18 protein-coding genes are annotated in these 16,676 nt (G+C 68.2%); 7 read left to right on the forward strand and 11 right to left on the reverse strand.

Features of this window, described 5'->3' with window-relative positions; translation table 11 throughout:
• Positions 1-108: 108 nt before the first annotated feature.
• Together A2G96_RS26340 and A2G96_RS26345 are read left to right on the forward strand one after the other, a co-directional pair.
• Positions 109-450 carry a hypothetical protein gene (locus tag A2G96_RS26340; RefSeq protein ID WP_062803136.1) on the forward strand — a complete coding sequence of 114 codons (342 nt, stop codon included), beginning with the start codon at positions 109-111 and terminating at the stop codon, positions 448-450.
• A 124-nt stretch (positions 451-574) separates the two neighbouring features.
• The gene (locus A2G96_RS26345) at positions 575-910 is read left to right on the forward strand and encodes a cupin domain-containing protein (protein WP_062803137.1); all 336 of its coding nucleotides are present in this window, start codon (positions 575-577) and stop codon (positions 908-910) included.
• A 7-nt stretch (positions 911-917) separates the two neighbouring features.
• On the opposite strand, the gene A2G96_RS26350 is transcribed toward A2G96_RS26345, so the two are convergent.
• Positions 918-1,802: a LysR family transcriptional regulator gene (locus A2G96_RS26350; protein WP_062803138.1), complete on the reverse strand. Its 885-nt coding sequence runs from the start codon at positions 1,800-1,802 to the stop codon at positions 918-920.
• Positions 1,803-1,924: 122 nt separating this feature from the next.
• On the opposite strand from A2G96_RS26350, the gene A2G96_RS26355 reads away from it, so the two are divergent.
• Complete coding sequence (locus A2G96_RS26355; protein WP_062803139.1) at positions 1,925-2,356, forward strand: VOC family protein; 432 nt, start codon at positions 1,925-1,927, stop codon at positions 2,354-2,356.
• Between the two features lie 21 nt (positions 2,357-2,377).
• Here the strand turns inward: A2G96_RS26355 and A2G96_RS26360 are convergent, their stop codons facing one another.
• A complete protein-coding gene (locus tag A2G96_RS26360) occupies positions 2,378-2,701 on the reverse strand; it encodes a thioredoxin family protein (RefSeq protein WP_062803140.1) in 324 nt (107 codons plus the stop codon).
• A gap of 149 nt (positions 2,702-2,850) precedes the next feature.
• A complete protein-coding gene (locus A2G96_RS26365) occupies positions 2,851-5,172 on the reverse strand; it encodes an ATP-dependent DNA helicase (protein WP_062803141.1) in 2,322 nt (773 codons plus the stop codon).
• Positions 5,173-5,357: 185 nt separating this feature from the next.
• On the opposite strand from A2G96_RS26365, the gene A2G96_RS26370 reads away from it, so the two are divergent.
• The gene (locus A2G96_RS26370; RefSeq protein WP_062803142.1) at positions 5,358-6,935 is read left to right on the forward strand and encodes a fatty acid--CoA ligase; all 1,578 of its coding nucleotides are present in this window, start codon (positions 5,358-5,360) and stop codon (positions 6,933-6,935) included.
• A gap of 7 nt (positions 6,936-6,942) precedes the next feature.
• Here the strand turns inward: A2G96_RS26370 and A2G96_RS26375 are convergent, their stop codons facing one another.
• From A2G96_RS26375 to A2G96_RS26385, 3 genes are all read right to left on the reverse strand, one after another.
• The gene (locus A2G96_RS26375) at positions 6,943-7,416 is read right to left on the reverse strand and encodes an RES family NAD+ phosphorylase (RefSeq protein WP_062803143.1); all 474 of its coding nucleotides are present in this window, start codon (positions 7,414-7,416) and stop codon (positions 6,943-6,945) included.
• Complete coding sequence (parS, locus tag A2G96_RS26380) at positions 7,413-7,928, reverse strand: type II RES/Xre toxin-antitoxin system antitoxin (RefSeq protein WP_062804143.1); 516 nt, start codon at positions 7,926-7,928, stop codon at positions 7,413-7,415. Before parS ends, A2G96_RS26375 begins: the two co-directional genes overlap by 4 nt.
• 93 nt (positions 7,929-8,021) lie before the next feature.
• Positions 8,022-8,990, reverse strand: coding sequence for a DNA-binding protein (locus tag A2G96_RS26385; protein ID WP_062803144.1), 969 nt, complete (start codon positions 8,988-8,990; stop codon positions 8,022-8,024).
• Positions 8,991-9,103: 113 nt separating this feature from the next.
• On the opposite strand from A2G96_RS26385, the gene A2G96_RS26390 reads away from it, so the two are divergent.
• Entirely contained in the window at positions 9,104-10,225 is a 1,122-nt protein-coding gene (locus A2G96_RS26390) for a site-specific integrase (RefSeq protein ID WP_062803145.1), read from the forward strand.
• A 242-nt stretch (positions 10,226-10,467) separates the two neighbouring features.
• On the forward strand, positions 10,468-10,893 hold the full coding sequence (locus A2G96_RS26395) for a hypothetical protein (protein ID WP_062803146.1): 426 nt from the start codon (positions 10,468-10,470) through the stop codon (positions 10,891-10,893).
• A gap of 146 nt (positions 10,894-11,039) precedes the next feature.
• Here A2G96_RS26395 and A2G96_RS26400 read toward each other — a convergent pair whose 3' ends face one another.
• The 5 genes from A2G96_RS26400 to cls all read right to left on the reverse strand — a co-directional run bounded on the left by A2G96_RS26400 (position 11,040) and on the right by cls (position 15,444).
• On the reverse strand, positions 11,040-12,143 hold the full coding sequence (locus A2G96_RS26400; RefSeq protein ID WP_062799342.1) for an IS5 family transposase: 1,104 nt from the start codon (positions 12,141-12,143) through the stop codon (positions 11,040-11,042).
• 125 nt (positions 12,144-12,268) lie between these two features.
• Positions 12,269-12,451, reverse strand: coding sequence for a hypothetical protein (locus tag A2G96_RS26405; RefSeq protein WP_062803147.1), 183 nt, complete (start codon positions 12,449-12,451; stop codon positions 12,269-12,271).
• Between the two features lie 77 nt (positions 12,452-12,528).
• Positions 12,529-12,870 carry a hypothetical protein gene (locus A2G96_RS26410; protein WP_062803148.1) on the reverse strand — a complete coding sequence of 114 codons (342 nt, stop codon included), beginning with the start codon at positions 12,868-12,870 and terminating at the stop codon, positions 12,529-12,531.
• A 368-nt stretch (positions 12,871-13,238) separates the two neighbouring features.
• Positions 13,239-13,883, reverse strand: coding sequence for a TetR/AcrR family transcriptional regulator (locus A2G96_RS26415; protein WP_062803149.1), 645 nt, complete (start codon positions 13,881-13,883; stop codon positions 13,239-13,241).
• A 124-nt stretch (positions 13,884-14,007) separates the two neighbouring features.
• Entirely contained in the window at positions 14,008-15,444 is a 1,437-nt protein-coding gene (gene cls / locus A2G96_RS26420) for a cardiolipin synthase (protein ID WP_062803150.1), read from the reverse strand.
• Positions 15,445-15,905: 461 nt separating this feature from the next.
• On the opposite strand from cls, the gene A2G96_RS26425 reads away from it, so the two are divergent.
• Positions 15,906-16,661 (forward strand): response regulator transcription factor, encoded by a 756-nt coding sequence (locus A2G96_RS26425; RefSeq protein WP_062803151.1) that lies wholly within the window; start codon positions 15,906-15,908, stop codon positions 16,659-16,661.
• Positions 16,662-16,676: the final 15 nt, after the last annotated feature.

The raw sequence follows: 16,676 nt of genomic DNA on the forward strand, positions 1-16,676 counted from the left end.
GGCGCGGCACCGCCCACAAGGCGAATCCGGACGGTGCAGGCAGCAAACCCGCCAGCCTGCGCGGCCCATTGCGGGCTGGCCGTCCCCTTACCCCAAAAAACAGCAGACATGCATAAAAACGCTCTCAAAGCCCTTCTTGCCACGACCCTCTCCCTCGCAGCCATCAGCGCCGCCACCCCCGCCCTGGCGCAAGGCCTGAACGATCGCGGCGTTGCCGGCGACCGCTACGGCTACGCCCTGCACAATGGCAAGCGCGATCCGTTCACCGACGGCGCGCGCGTCAACGACCGGCGCGACCCCTTCACCGATGGCGCGCGCGTCAATGACCGGCGTGACCCGTTCACCGACGGCGCCCACCGCGCCACCAGCCTGGAAGTTGCAGGCCTGGACCGCAGCGGTGTGTCGGAGGCGCCGGCCCATCGCAGCGCACCCGCTGCCGCCACGGCCTGATCTGGCGGCGACACCACGCTGCGTGCTAGGGATGCGCGCGCTCCGGTGCTAGATTGAGAAGGCGTGCCGCCGCCCCGCGACGGCGCGCCTGACAAGCCACCCCACCAGACGCGAGGAGCCGCGCATGTCCCTTCCCCACCTAGCTTCCGGACAGATCGCCAGCGTGCTGCCCCTGGGCGTGCGGCTGGACCAGACCGCCACCCAGGCCCTGTTCAAGGAAGGTCCCCTCGAAGTGATGCGGCTGGTGCTGAAGGCCGGCAAGCATGTGCCCCCGCACGCGGTCGACGGACCCATGACCGTGCAATGCCTCGAAGGCGAGGTCCGCGTGCGCGTGGACGGCTCCGAACGCCAGCTGCACCAGGGCGACCTGCTGTACCTGGGGCCTTGCGTGCGCTACGACGTGACGGCGGTGTCGGATGCCTCGGTGCTGGTGACGATGGTGTTGCCCGGCAGCCTCTGAGCTTTACCTAAGCCTCGACCGGCTGCCGGCGCGCGCTCGCCGCCACGAAGGCGTCGATCAGCGCCGCGACCGGCGCGCGGCGCAGCGCCGCTTCACGCACCAGCACGCCTACCTCGCGATAGAGCGGCCCGCCCGGCAGCGGCACCTGCACCACCCCGGCGGTCTCGCGCAGCGGCACCAGTTCGGCCGGGATGATGGCGCAGCCCAGGCCCGCCGCCACCATCTGCAGGATCACCGCCGGCTCGTCCAGCTCCATCCCTTCCCTGACCCAGAGCCGCTGCCGCTTCAGGTAGCGGTCCACCAGCTGGCCGCCGGTGCTGTGGCGGTTGTAGCGGATAAACGGCAGCGCCTCCAGCAGCGCGCGCAGTTCCTGCGGCGAGCCGGCCGGGCCGATGCCGACGAAGCGCTCGCGCACCAGCGGCACCCACTTCAGGTCCGGCGGCAAACCCAGGCGCGGCCGGATCAGCACCGCCACGTCGAGCTCGCGCGCATCGACCTGCGTCAGCAGCTGGGTCGACATGCCGGGCACCACGTTGACGTGCGAGTCCGGGAAGCGCTGGCGGAAGTGCCGCATCGCCTCGGCCAGCAAGGTGGCCTGCACCGTCGACACCGCGCCAAGCTCGACCGGCGCGGCATCGGCGTGCGGGCCGGCGCGGTCTTTCATCGCGGCATAGAGCTCGACAAAGCGGCGCGCCTCCGGCAGCAGCTTGCGCCCCGCTTCGCTGAGCACGACCGACTTGCCGGTGCGCTCGAACAGGCGGCAGTCCAGGTCTTCCTCGAGGCGCCGGATCTGCGTGCTGACGGCCGACTGGGTCAGCGCCAGCCGTGCCGCCGCGGCGGAAAACGACCCGCTTTCGGCAGCCGTCAGGAAGGTCTGGAAGTAGCGGATCATCTATCGAAATCTTTGATGCTCAGGGCAAAAATGATTCGCTTCATATTACGGGTTGTGCTGACTACAATCAACGCGCAGGCCGATTCGCAGCCCGTTCAGAACCATTCCCTCCATAAAGCCCCATGAGCACGACTTCCACGATCCCCCTGTTCCACCTGGCGTTTCCCGTGCGCGACCTGGCCGAGGCGCGCAGTTTCTATGGCGGATTGCTGGGCTGCCCGGAAGGCCGCAGTTCCGAGGCGTGGGTGGATTTCAACTTCTATGGCCACCAGGTGGTGGCGCACCTGTCGCCCGAGGAATGCGGCCACCGTGCCACCAGCGCCGTCGATGGCGACGACGTCCCGGTGCGCCATTTCGGCGCGATCCTGCCGATGGACCAGTGGGAGGCGCTGGCCGAACGCCTGCGCGCGGCCGGCACCCGGTTCGTGATCGAGCCGCACATGCGCTTCAAGGGCCAGGTCGGCGAACAGGCCACCATGTTCTTCCTCGACCCGTCGGGCAACGCCCTCGAGTTCAAGGCCTTTGGCGACCTGAGCCAGGTGTTCGCCAAGTAAGCCGGCGCCAGCGCGCGGCGGTCAGGCGATGCGGCGCATCGCCTCGCGGATCGGTTCGGCCTCGGTCGGGCGCACCAGCCTGGCGACTTCCTGGCCGTCGCGCAGGAACACCAGCGTCGGCCACAGCTTGATGCGGAACGACCGGCCCAGCGGGCGTCCGCTGCCGTCTTCGATCTTCAGGTGGCGCAGGTCCGGATGCACCGCGAAGGCTTCGGCCAGCGCCGGCTGGGCCCGCTGGCAATAGCCGCACCACGGCGCGCCAAACTCCAGCACGGTGGCGCCGGACAGCGTGTCCACTTCGGTGCGGGTCGGCTCGGTGGCGGCATAGTGTTGGGTCATCGGCATGGTGATTCCTTTCTTCGGTTGGCGCGTGACGGTGTGCCTGCCAGATTCGTTCCAGGCCAGCACGAGGCCGGCCTGAAGCTGAACTGAGGCCGACCTGAGGCGGAGCTACGGCGCCAGCATGCCGCATCCGCGGCGCCAGCGTGTAATTTCTACGCCGCCGACACGATTTCCCACCATGACGGCAGCAGGTCCCGCACCTCCGCCGCGGCAAAGCGGTCATCGATCAGATACAGCACGCCCTGGTCCTGCTGCGTGCGAATCACCCGGCCGGCCGCCTGCACCACCTTGCGCAATCCCGGATACAGGTAGGCATAGGCGTAGCCCTGCCCGAACACCTGCTCCATGCGCGCGCGGAACTGCTCGTTGACGGCGTTGAACTGCGGCAGCCCCAGCGTGGCGACGAAGGCGCCGATCAGGCGCGCGCCCGGCAGGTCGACACCCTCGGCAAAGGCGCCGCCGAGCACCGCAAAACCGATGCCCTCGCCGCCTTCCGCAAAGGCCTCCAGGAACGCCGCCTGCGCGGCTTCGTCCATGCCGCGCGCCTGGACCCAATGCGGGATGTCCGGGTGCGACCCGGCGAAGCGGGCGACGGCCTGCTGCAGGTATTCGTGGCTGCTGAAGAAGGCCAGGTAGTTGCCGCGGCGCGCGCGGAACTGGTCGGCAATCAGCGCGACGATGTCCGGCAGCGACTGCTCGCGCCGCGCATAGCGCGTGGAGATGCGCGCGGCAATCCGCACCGACAGCTGCTCGGCACGGAACGGCGATGGCACTTGCACGCGCGCGCAATCGGACGGCAGGCCCAGCGTGTCGAAGTAATAGTCCGCCGGATCGAGGGTCGCGGAAAACAGCGTGACCGAATGCGCGGCGGCAAGGCGCGGGCGCAGGAACGGGGCCGGGATCACGTTGCGCAGGCAAAGCCGCGCATGATGGCCGCGGCGCCGCGGCGTGCGCTGGATATCGAACAGCGAATGCGCATCGAGCTGTTCGGCCAGGCGGGCGAAATGCAGTGCGTCAAAGTAGAAGCGCTGCAGCGCCGGATCGTGCGCGCCCGGATGCTCGGTCATGTAGGCCAGCGCCGCCGCACAACATTCGTCCAGCGCGCGGCGAAACGCCGCGGGCACTTCCGGCAGGACCTCGTAGGCATCGTCACCTTGGCGCGCGAGGGTGCTCCACTGCCGCGCCAACCTTGCCAGCGGCCGGGACAGCGGCGCCGGCGCGCCGCGGCGCAGTTCGCGCAGCGCTTGCGGATCGAGTTCCGCGGTGTACATCGCGCGGCCGCGCTCGACCAGGTTATGGGCTTCGTCCACCAGCACGCTGGCGCGCCAGCCATTGGCCACGGTCAGCGCATACAACATCGCGCTGCGGTCGAAGTAGTAGTTGTAGTCGGCCACCACCACGTCGCTCCAGCGCACCAGCTCCTGAGCCAGGTAGTAAGGGCAGATGGCATGTTGCCGCGCCAGTTCGCGCACCGCGGCGCGGTCGCGCACCGGCACGGCGCGGGCCGCTTCGCGCGCGGCCGGCAGGCGGTCATAGAAGCCGCGCGCCAGCGGACACGATTCGCCATGGCAGGCCAGCTCCGGATGTTCACAGGCCTTGTCGCGCGCAGCCAGTTCGAGCACGCGCAGCGGCTGCGCGCCGTGGCCGCGCAGGGCCGCGGCAGCGTGCAGCGCCACCGCGCGCCCGGTCGAACGCGCCGACAGGAAAAACACCTTGTCGAGCCGCTGGCCCGGCATGGCCTTGAGCACCGGGAACAGCGTCCCGACCGACTTGCCGATGCCGGTGGGCGCCTGCGCCAGCAGGTGGCGCCCGGCGCGGTTGGCGTTGTAGACCGCCTGCGCCAGTTCGCGCTGGCCCGGGCGGAAGCCCTGGTGCGGAAACGCCAGCTGCGCCAGCGCGGCGTCGCGCGCCTGCCGGTGCGCCAGCTCGGCCCGGGCCCAGTGCAGGAAGCGCTCGCAGGACTGGACAAAAAATGCCTCGAGCGCCGGCGCGTCGAAATGCGCCACCACCGGGTGCTCGCGCTGGCTGACGATATCGAAATAGACCACCGCGATCTCCAGCCCGGGCAGCCCCAGCTTGCGGCACAGCAGGCAGCCATAGATCCTGGCCTGGGCCCAATGCAGATGGCGGTGGTTGTCCGGCACGGCGGCGTCGCCGCGGACCGTCTTGATTTCCTCGAGCCGGTTGGCAGCCGGATCATAGCCATCGACACGGCCGCGGACGTGGAGCGGACCGAAATCCGCGGACAGCGCCACTTCCGCCTGATAGCCCGCGCCGCGACGGCTGGTCACCACGCCATGCCCCGCCACCCCTTCCTGCGCCGACGGCGTCGGCACGAAACGCAGGTCCAGGTCGCCCGCTTTGGCGGTGAACTCGCACAGCGCACGCACGGCGACGACGTACGCGGGCTGCGCTGGCGCAGCGGGCGGTGCGGGTGTGACGGGAGGGGGCGCGGTGGCGGCAGACACAGGCAATGGGTACAGCGGAAACTGTATAAATATACAGTAGCAGCCTGGCCGAGGAACGCCCTTACCGCCCGACAGGCATAAAGAAAGAGCAAATCGTTATTTCCATGTGCCCCACGCGCCGCTCTATATTGTCCGGCTGACAAGATAACAAGCACCTGCCAGCCCGGCAGCGGACACGACGGAGCCCGACCTTGACCTGCGGCATCACCCTCGGCGACACCCTTACCTGGTGCGCGCGCAACCTGCCGCGCAAGACCGCGCTGGTCAGCGGCATCGGCGCCGGGCGGCGCGCGTGGACGTATGCCCAGCTGGACGCCGAGGTCAACCGCCACGCGCATGCCTTGCAGTCGCTAGGCATCGGCAAGGGCGACGTGGTGGCGGCCTTCCTCTACAACACGCCCGCCTTCGTCTTTGCGCTGCTGGCCACGGCCCGCCTCGGCGCGGTCTTCAATCCGGTCAACTACCGCCTGGCGGCGCAGGAACTGGCCTACATCCTGAACGACGGCGGCGCCAGGGCGCTGCTGTTCGAACGCGAAGGCGCGGCCGTCGTGGAAAAGGCCGCCGAACTGGCGCCCGGCACCGCGTTGCGCCTCTATGCCGACGCCGACCCGGCGCCCGCCTACGCCACGCACCGGCTCGACACGCTGGCGGCAGGCCAGCCCGACACGCCGCCGACGGTGACGGTCGACGAGAACGACCCCTGCATCCTGATGTACACCAGCGGCACCACCGGCCGGCCCAAGGGCGTCATGCACAGCCATCGCAGCAAGCTGCAGCACAACGCGATGATGCACCAGGCCATGATGCTGTCGCGCGAGGACGTCGGCCTGTCGATCGCACCGCTGAACCACACCGCCGAGCTGCACACCAGCTTCCTGCCGCGGCTGCAGGTCGGCGCCACCCAGGTACTGCAGCGCCGCTTCGACGCGGGCGAGGCGTGGCAACTGGTCGAAGCCGAGGGCGTGACGCACTTCTTCGCGGCGCCGACCATGGTCGGCATGCTGCTCGACCATCCTGACGCCGCCACGCGCGACTTGTCCTCCCTGCGGCTGGTGGAGTATGGCGGCGCCTCGATGGCGCCGCACCTGATCCGCGAATGGGACCGCAAAGTCGGCGCCGGGCTGGTGCAGGTCTACGGCACCACGGAAATGGGACCGTGCATGTCGGTGCTCTACCCGCACGAACAACTGAGCCGTGCCGGCTCGGCAGGGCTGCCCGCACTTGGCCACGAACTGGTGGTGGCAAGGCTGCGCGACGACGGCGCACCGACCGACCCATCGCAGCCGTGCGCGCCAGGCGAAGTCGGCGAAGTGCTGGTGCGGGGCCCGTGCATGATGAAGGGCTACCTGAACCGCCCGGACGCCAACGCACGCGCGCTGGCGCACGGCTGGTACCACACCGGCGACCTCGGCAGCCTGGACGCCGACGGCTACCTGTGGATCCGCGACCGCATCGACTACATGATCAATTCCGGCGCCGAGAACGTCTATCCGCGCGAGGTGGAAGATGCCCTGATCGAACATCCCGGCGTGCTCGAAGTCGCGGTACTTGGCGAGCCCGATCCCACCTGGGGCCACGTGGTCGGCGCCTATGTGGTGGCACGCGGCGGCGCCGCGCCCAGCGCGGAACAGCTCGATGCCTTCCTGCTGCAAGGCGACCGGCTTGCCGCCTACAAGCGGCCGCGCCGCTACCATTTCGTCGAAGCGCTGCCCAAGACCACCAGCGGCAAGATCCAGAAGCACCTGCTGCGCGCCGGCGGCGCGGCCTGACCGCGCCTCAGGCCAGGCGCGCGTCGTAATGCCAGCGGCGCACCTTGGCATAGGCCAGCCGCCCGGCATCCGCGTGCAAGGGATTGACCAGCACGTTGTACTCCTCGGGAATCACGATCGAAGGCACCAGCAGCAAGGCGCTGGTGCCGGCGCGGACCCAGGCCTCGCCGGTGTCGAGGCTGGTCTTGCCGGCGGGAATGGCATCCCAGCCGACCGGTGCGCTGGCAGCCGTCAAGTGGCCTGCCTCGGCCCACAAGTCGTCGGGAATATCGATGCGGACCAGGTAGCGGTTCAGCGGCAGGCCGGCCGAGCCCAGGTGGACCAGCGTTTCCAGGCACGCCAGCGCAATGCTGGACGCCGCGTAAATCAGCGGCGTGCCCTGCCGGTTCCAGCGTCCCCCGGTCGCCTTCGCGCCGGCTCCGCTGGCATCGTCCGCGGTGTAGAGGGGCGTGTCGGTCGCGATGCGCCAGGCCGGCCTCAAGCGTAGGCCCCGCTCTGCATCCGCGCCACCAGGTCGGAGACGATGCGCTGGCCCGCGACGGTATCCATCAGCGCGGCGGGACGTTGCCCGCCCAGCGCCGGCGACGGCTGCTCCAGCCACTGCGCCACCCACTGCGCCGCATTGAAGCCGCGCGCATCGCCCGAGCCTTCCACCAGCGCCTGCACCTGGCCAACCAGCCGCACCATGCCGAGCACGCGCTCGCTCTGCTCGCTCGACAGGTTCTGGTGCGCGCGCGCCTTGCGGTCGACGGTGGCACGCGGCAGGTCCAGCGTCTTGATCAGCTGTTCCTTGCTCGTGCCCATGGATTCGGCCAGCCGGTTGAGGTCGGAAGCCGGTACGCCTTCGCGGATGGCGTGGATCACCGACATCGCGCCTTCGGTCGACAGCGTGGCCTCGTAGACCGCCAGGTAGCTATTGACGCCGAGTTCGCGCGCGGGCCGGCGTTCGTGGGCGGGCGGATAATGGCCTTCGGGCGTGAGCTTGAGCGGCATGGCGAACCTCATCAAATGAGTTTTCAGTCTAGCTCAATTGAGCTAATGCCCACATGCCTTATGCTGCCCATTTTACGGGGAAGCGCCGCGTGGCTACAGCCCGCGGCCACGTCGCCGCCCCTTGGCGGCGGACAGCGCGACGCGGGCCGGCCGGCTCCGCCGCGCCGGCGTGGGGGCGGCCGCAGCGGCCCCGGCTTCAGCGGGCGCCGCGACGGCCTGCTCGCGGTACTCCGCCAGCAGGCTTTCGCGCTGGCGCACCCTTTCCTCGAGCACCGCAATCGCCTGGCCGAGCCGGTTCATCTCGCTGCCCTGGCGCGACGCCGCCTCGGCGGCCCGGCTCAGCCGCTCGACCGCCGCCTTGCGCTCGGCCTCGAGCAGCTTTTGCGCCTCCCTGGCGGCCACCCGCGCCGCATCGAGTTCCAGCGCCATGCGGCGCTCATTGGCGGCGGTGCGCTGCATCAGCGTTTCGCGTTCCTGGTCCCACGCGGCGCGCCGGGCGTCGAAATCGTCCTGCATGGCCTGGCGCGCCGCCAGCGCCGCGGCATGCTCGGCGCGCAGCGCTTCGGCCTGCTGCTGCCATGCGGCGGCAGCGGTTTCGGCGCGCGCGGCACGCTCGGTCGCCTCGTCGCGCGCCCGCGTCAGTTCCACCATGGCAGCCTCCGCGCCTTCGAGCCGCGCCTGCATGACCTGGCGCTGCTGCGCCAGCGCTTCGCGTTCCTGCTGCAGCGCCGTGCTGGCTTCCACCAGCGCGGCTTCGCGCTGCGCCAACGCGGCCTCGGCCGAGGCCCTGGCGCTTTGCAGCGCCGCCTCCCACAGGTAGCGCGCGGCTTCGGTGACAGGCTCGGGACAGCCTGGCGCCGGCGCGAAACCCTGCGGATCCTGGATCCGCCCGCCCAGGGCGGCAAACCATGCATCCAGGTGCGGACTCACCGTGTTTGGCGAGCCCCGCCCCAGATGCAGGCGGATGCGTTCGATGGTCGGCCGCTGGCCGGCCTTCAGCAGGCTGTCGGCGGCCTGCCAGACGTCATCGCGGGTGATACCTCGGCTGCGGAGCGTTTCCATAGGTGGGACTCGGCTAGTCACTGAAAAATCACAAATAAGGTTCGATAATGGAGACTTATCGACTGTTATCTCATATTTATGTATGATATATTACAGCATACATCATATTTAATATGATCAGAACCCGAGCCGCCCACGAGGCATACTTTCCACCGATTCCCTCTGATGTCGACTTACCGGCCCCGCTCCGCACGTCCCAACTGGATCCTCTCGCCGAGCAGGCGGCCAACGCGTTGCGTCAGGAAGGCGAATCCCGAAACACGGTGGCAAGCTACCGCTCCGCACTTCGCTACTGGTCTGCCTGGTATGCCCTGCGCTACCGGCAGCCAGTGCGGCTTCCGCTTGCGCCCGCGGTCGTTATCCAGTTCATCGTCGACCACGCCACGCGGCAGACGCCGCAGGGCCCTGTCTGCGAGATGCCCGCAGCGATCGACCAGGCGCTGGTCGCTGACGGATGCAAGGCACGACCCGGCCCGCCCGCGCTGTCCACGCTGACCCACCGGCTCGCGGTCATCGCCAAGGCCCACCAGCTGCAAGGCCTGCCCAACCCCTGCGCCGATGCCGGCGTGCGCGAACTGATGGCCAGCACCCGGCGCGCCTACGCGCGGCGCGGCCACCGGCAGGCGCGCAAGGCCGCCCTGACGCGCGCGCCGCTGCTGCGCCTGCTCGATACCTGCGATGGCTCGCTGGCCGGGCTGCGCGACCGCGCGCTGCTGCTGTTCGCGTGGGCCAGCGGCGGGCGCCGGCGCTCGGAAGTCGCGCGCGCCACCATGGACAACCTGACGCGCGTGGGGCCCGCGGACTATGTCTATGTGCTGGGCTGGTCGAAGACCAACCAGTCGGGCAGCGAGCGCGCCGATACCGCCAAGCCCGTCACCGGCGCCGCCGGGCAGGCGCTGGAGGCGTGGCTGGCCGCCGCGGGGATCGAACACGGCCCGCTGTTTCGCCGCATCCGGCGCGGCGGGCATGTGGGAGAAGGGTTGTCGGATGCAGCGGTCAGCCGCATCGTCAAGGCGCGTTGCGCGCTGGCGGGGCTGGATGGCGACTATTCCGCGCATTCGCTGCGCTCGGGCTTTGTCACGGAAGCGGCGGCGCAGCAAGTGCCGCTGGCTGAAACCATGGCCATGACCGGCCATGCCAGCGTATCGACGGTGGTGCGCTACTTCCGCGCGGCCGATGCACGGCGCTCGCGCGCGGCCGACCTGCTGGCACCGGATGCGACCGACGGCCCCTGAGCGACTCGCCATGTCCGCCAACCATGCGCCGGGGCCGGCGCAAATACGGGTATTTCGCTAGCCGGCGCCTCTGGCTCGCCCCGCGGGGCCTGCCTATACTGGCAGGCGCGCGGGACGGTGCCGGCACAGGCTGGACGCCGCGCACGGAACATCCGGCAGACAGTCACCGCCACCCAAGCGCTGGCGGTACAGGCATGCGACGACGCGCCGCTGACCGGACCCGATCAAGTGGAAACGCGGAGATGGGCATGCCCAACGAACAATTCCTCGCCACGCAGGAAACGCGCCGCTCAGGCCTGAAGGCCCTGCGCGCGGCCCTGCTGCAGGTTCACAAGGAAGTCATCGGCTATGACCGGGCGCAGTATGAACGCCTGAACGGCCCGATTCCGGCCGGCCTGTTTGTCCAGCTGGTGACTGAAGACAATTACTTTCGCTGGCTCGACCCGCTGTCGCGCCTGATCATCGAGATCGACGAAGAGCTCGAGTCCAAGGAACACCACGACGACACCTGCCGTGCCGTCGGGCGCGCCGCCGAAAAACTCTTCAGCGACGGCGCCGATCCCGCGTTCCGCAAGCGCTACCAGGAAGCACTGCAGGACGAGTCCGGCGTCATCGTCGCGCACGGGCGGCTGATGTCCGTGATCGGGCAGCTGCGCCAGCTGCCCTAGCAGGTTGCTGAAGTACTCCCCGTACAAGAGGCGAGGCTTCCCCCTGCAAGGCAGTAGGCTTGCGATTTTTCACAATCTGGAAGCGGGACGTCCCTACATCGATTTTTTCGGCGGTTTGGCGCCCGATTCCGGCCTCATTACCGCGATTACTGCAACTGCGGACGGATTTGTCCCAGTGAGCGCATGCGCACGAGGTTGTAGGCGGCCATGCTCAGCACGAACATCTGGTCGACTCGCTTCAGTCCACGCACCATCACCTGGCGCATGCGCCCGACAGTCTTGACCCATCCGAAGCCTTGTTCGATCAGCTTGCGCTTTTGCTGCGAAACGGCATACCCGGCGCTGCAAGCAATGGCATCAGGAACGGCCGAGCGGCGCCCCGAGGTGTTCTGTGCCACGTGGGGCGTCACCTTCAGTTCCAGGCAGGCTTGAATGAACTCTTGCGCGTCGTAGCCCTTGTCTGCACCCACCGTGATTTCGGTGTTCGGGTCGTCCGTCACCTGTCGGGCATCGTTGAGCATCACCTTCGCGGCCTCGCGCTCAGCATGTCCGTCCGCATTGGTCACCATGGCGCTCACCACCAGGCCGTGACGGTTGTCGCTCAGGGTATGACCCATATAGCGAAGTTCACTCGCAGTTTTGCCCTTGCGGTACAGCTTGGCATCGGGATCGGTCTTGGACTCGTGCGTCTCGTTGCTGCGCGTGCGACCTTTGAAGTTGGCGCCGTCGTTGTCGTCCTTGTCGTCGCCGCCGTCCTTGCGCACGAAGCTCTTGTGGCCTGCCCACGCCTGAATCAGCGTGCCGTCCACGCTGAAGTGCTCGCCCGACAGCCAGTTCTTCTTCTGCGCGATGGCCAGCACCTCGTTGAAAAACTGGATCACCGCATCATGCTTGATCAGCCGCTCGCGGTTCTTGGTGAAGACCGTGGGCACCCAAACGGTGTCGTCCATCGACAGCCCGATGAACCAGCGAAACAGCAGGTTGTACTGCGTCTGCTCCATGAGTTGGCGTTCGGAGCGAACGCTGTAGAGCACCTGCAGCAGCATGGCCCGCAGCAACTTCTCCGGCGCGATGCTGGGCTGGCCACCCTTGATATCGTCCTCGTACATCTGTGCGAACAACCGGTCCATCTTTACCAGCGCCTGGTTGGCCATGGCGCGGATCGAGCGCAGCGGGTGGGACTTCGGCACGAAATCATCCAGCCTCCGCATAGTGAACAAACTTTCCGTGAAGGTATCTGCGCCGCGCATGAAAGTGGAGTTGGATGGGTTCCTCAAATCAACGCTTCAGCCAGTTGTCGCGCTGACGTCCACCGGAGGTATTTCAGCGGCCTGCTAGCGCGTCCGCGCATCCGGACGCATTATTTTCCTGCGCTTTACTTCTCTGGCTTCGACTTGCCGGGCCGGCGTGGCCCGTCGGTGTCGACCGCGATCGGGTCGCTGGCGGGGAAGGTTTCTTCCAGCGCCTCATCCAGTTCGCGCTCGATCCGTTCGTCTCTGGATGGCTGCCGCGCCGGCTTCGTCGGTTGGGGCTGTTGCTTCTGTGCGGGCTTGCTCATGGCAATAAGACTCCGTTGGCGACCTTGAGCCGATGGTAACCCTGGCGGCATGGCATTGCCATGCGGACGCCCACCGCTCAGCGGCCCCTGCCGCCCCCGCCTCTGCCGCCTTCTCTGCCACCCCCGCGCCCCCCGCCATGCCAGCCACCGCGCCCGCGGTGGCCATTGCCATGCCAGTGATGGCCGCCGCGTCCGCCGCCATAGATAAAGGCGAAGCTGCCATAGGCGGGCCACGGTCGGTAGTACGGATAGCCGTATGCCGGATAGGCGGGATAGGCGGGATAGGCCGGATAGGCCTGGTAGTACGGCGTCGACACCGCGTAGGCGGGATATGCCGGATACGGGTCGCCGCCATACGGGTACGTCACGCACCCTGCCAGCGCAGCCGCGACCAGGGCCACTCCGATTCCGTATCGCATGATGCCCTCCCCACCGTCAGCGTTCGGCCTGCCGGACCCGCCAGGCACGAAAGTTAGACCGCGCGACCGCCCCTGCATTCCGGTGAGCCGCCCCGGCCTGACACGCTGCGCCAACCCATGGACGTGCGGGCGCCTATATCGGAACAAAACAAAGGCATATTTAAGAAGTGTCCGATATTCATGTGAGAAACAACGGAATACATTGCTCTTGCACCCGACCCTGGGTGCCCGATCGAGTCAGGTTGCCCCCCTTCCTGGCTCCTTACGTTGCCACGATGGTCCCCGCCATCGTGGCATTTTTTTTGTACCGCGCTCTATGCCGCGCTCTACGCCGCGCTCTACGCCGCGATCTACGCCGCGATTTCGGGCTACAGCCCCTTCTCGACCATCTCGAGCACGCGCTGCCCCAGGATCTCCGCCTGCTCGCTGGCGCGGCTGCGCAGCGGGCCGTCGATCAGCAGGATCGCCAGCCCGTGCACGGCCGACCATGCCAGGTATTCGGCGCCCGGGCGGCGCTCGGCCGGCAGCACCCCCGCCTCCACCAGCTGGTCCAGCGCCGCGCCCAGCAACTGGAACGGGTTCAGGCCGCTGTTGCCGGCCTTGGCCGGGTCGGCGTCGTCCTCGACCTCGTCCGGCACCGAAAACGCCGTGCGGAACAGGCCGGTTTCCGTGAGGGCAAAGCGGAGGTATCCCGTGCCGACCGCGCGCAGGCAGGCGCGCGCATGCGCGGCGGCGCCGCGGCCCGGGCGCAGCCCGCCGATTTCGGCCTCCATGGCGATCGCCAGCGAAGACAGGGCCGAGGCGCGCACCGCCTGCAACAGGTCTTGCCGGCTGGCGAAATGGCGGTACGCGGCATTGGGCACTACGCCGGCGCGCCGCGTCGCCTCGCGCAGCACAATGGCGTCGGGGCCGCCCTCGCGTGCCAGGTCGATGCCGGCATCGAGCAGCGCGCGGCGCAGGTCGCCATGGCGGTAGGTCGCCCGTGCGGGCGGTGCGGAGGCTTCCCGGTTCATGCGGGCCTCCCGGAAAACGAATGACAGGTCATGATGTGCAGAGTCTTATAGTGAACAGTGTACACAATCAAACTGTCACAAGCTTGTTGCGCTTACGATGGCGGGGCCGGCGCAGCCCCAGGGCTCAGAGGATCGGCGCGAACAGCGAGGCGACGTGCATCGCCACGCGCAGCGGTGCCGGCGCGGCGAGGAACTCGTCCAGCCCGACCCGGCGGGCCTGCGCGAAATCGGCCTCGAGCATTGCGGCCACCTGCGCCGCAAAGCCCTCGTCCGCGGTCATCACCATCAGCTCGAAATTGAGCCGGAACGAACGATTGTCGAGGTTCGCGGTGCCGATGGCGGCGGCCTCGTCGTCGATCAGAATCACCTTCTGGTGCAGGAAGCCAGGCTGATAGCGATAGATCTTGATGCCCGCGGCAATAGCCTTGTGCGCGTACAGCGTCGAGGCGGCATAGACCACCAGGTGGTCCGGCCGCGCCGGGATCAGGATGCGCACATCCACGCCGCGCAGCACCGCCAGCCGCAGCACCGCGAACACGGCCTCGTCCGGCACGAAATACGGCGACGTGATCCACAGCCGGTGACGCGCCGACTGGATCGCCTCGACAAAGAACAGCGAGCAGGTTTCCTGCGCATCGGCCGGCCCCGACGGCACCACCTGGCAGGTCATGCTGCCGCCCGCCTCGGGCGGCGGCATCAGCAGATGCGGCACCTCGCGCGCGGCCCAGTACCAGTCTTCGGCAAAGGCCATCTGCAAGTCGAGCACGGCGCTGCCGCGCAGCGCGATATGGGTGTCGCGCCAGGGCGCCAGCGGCGGACGCTGGCCCAGGTATTCGACGCCGACATTGTGGCCGCCGATGAATGCTTCGCTGCCGTCGACGACCACCAGCTTGCGGTGGTTGCGGAAATTGAGCTGGAACCGGTTGACGAAACCGCGATGCGTCGAGAACGCCCGCGCCTCGACCCCGGCATCGAGCAGCGTGCGCACGTAGCGGCGCGACATCGCGTGGCAGCCGATGCGGTCGAACAGGAAGTACACCTTGACGCCGGCCTGCGCGCGCTCGCACATCAGCGCCTGCAGTTGCCGGCCCAGTGCGTCGTCGTGGACGATAAAGAACTGCACGATCAACACCTGCCTGGCGCGCGCCATCGCCGCGAAGATGGCCTCGAAGGTCTGCTCGCCGTCGATCAGCAGCCGCACATCGTTGTTGGCCAGGCACGGCATGCCGGTCAGGCGCGGCAGCGCGCGCATGCAGGCCTGCACCGGCGCGTGGACCACGCACGCGCTGCGTGCCTCGCGCTCGCGCGGGGTCATGCCGTGTCGGATTTCGCGCAGCCGGTCGTCGTTGAAGCGGCGCGCGTCGACATAACCGGCAAAGGTGCTGCGCCCGAAGATCAGGTAAGGCACCAGGGTGAAATACGGCATCATCAGCAGCGAGCCGGCCCAGGCAATCGCGCCCGGCGCGGTGCGCACCGTCATGACGGCATGCAGCGCGGCCACCACGCCTACGACGTGAAAGGCCAGCACGATGATGGCGATGACACTCGGGCTCTGCAGCATCGGTGGGCTTGTGTCCGCTGACCGGATCGCGATGCGCGCTATTTTGGCACAGCCCGGTCCGGATGTTGGCGCCACCTGGTGCGCCGCCAGCCGGAGCTGCCTCTTCGGGGCAGGCTGCTTCGGAGCTGCCTTCTTTTTTGGCATGCCGATGGCATCACGGTGCCAGGCCGCTGTCAGGGCAGCGTGCCCCTGTTTGTCCACAGGAACTGTGGACAACTTTCCGTAGCGGCCCGCCGCCGCCGCAGCTTCTCCGTCGCCTCCGCTCCGATCACGGCGAACCGCGAAAATCGACAGATATTTCAGCAATGTCTGATTGTTTTTCGTACCGCACTTTTAATACGCTTTCCGGCTAGGCAACGCGGTGCCATCACGGTGCCGCGGCCCGGCTGTCCGACCGCGGCCCGGGCGTCATTGCCGGCTTTCGCCTGACGGTTCGTATCCTGCCCTGTGGTCCGCCTCCGATGAATATTGCGCTGCTGATGGGCTTTTCGCCCCAACTCCGTACCGTGGCCGAACTGCTGGAGGGCGCCGGCTTCCGCTGCCGCGTGTTCGAGACCGGCCGCGAGCTGATCCACCGCATCAGCCAGGAGCTGTACGACATGCTGCTGATCGACGACGCCCTGCCCGACCTGCCGGCGCTGGAAGTGGTGCGCGCCGTGCGCAGCGCGCGCTCGCGCGATGTGCCGATCATCCTGCTGGCTGCCGACGACAGCGAAGACAAGCTGGTCGATGCGCTCGACGCTGGCGCCGACGACTACGTCTGCCGCCCGCTCAATGCGCGCGTGCTGATGGCGCGCATCACCGCCTTGCGCCGGCGCGTGACCGGCGAACGCGTACGCCAGGGCCTGGTGGTGCAGGCCGGTCCCTACCAACTCAACAGCATGGGGCGCTTCGCCACGCTGCGCGGAGAGCGCATCGCCATGACGCCGAAGGAATTCGACCTGGCCATGATGCTGTTCTCGAATGTCGGCCGCGTGCTGGCCGCCGAGCGCATCCAGCAGGCGATCTGGCGGCATGAACTGCCGCCGCTGTCGCGGGCGCTGGCGGGCCTGATCTCGCGGCTGCGCAAGACGCTGCGCATCGGCGTGGCCAACGGCATCGTGATCACGGTGGTCTACGCGCATGGCTACCGGCTCGACGTGCTCGAAGAGAGCATCGCGCCCAGGCTGCCGAAGGCCGGGACGCGAACCACCGCGCCACGGCCCTCGGGCAACTGAGCCGGGCAACTGAGC

The sequence above is a fragment of the Cupriavidus nantongensis genome, assembly GCF_001598055.1.
In the GTDB taxonomy this organism is placed as follows: domain Bacteria; phylum Pseudomonadota; class Gammaproteobacteria; order Burkholderiales; family Burkholderiaceae; genus Cupriavidus; species Cupriavidus nantongensis.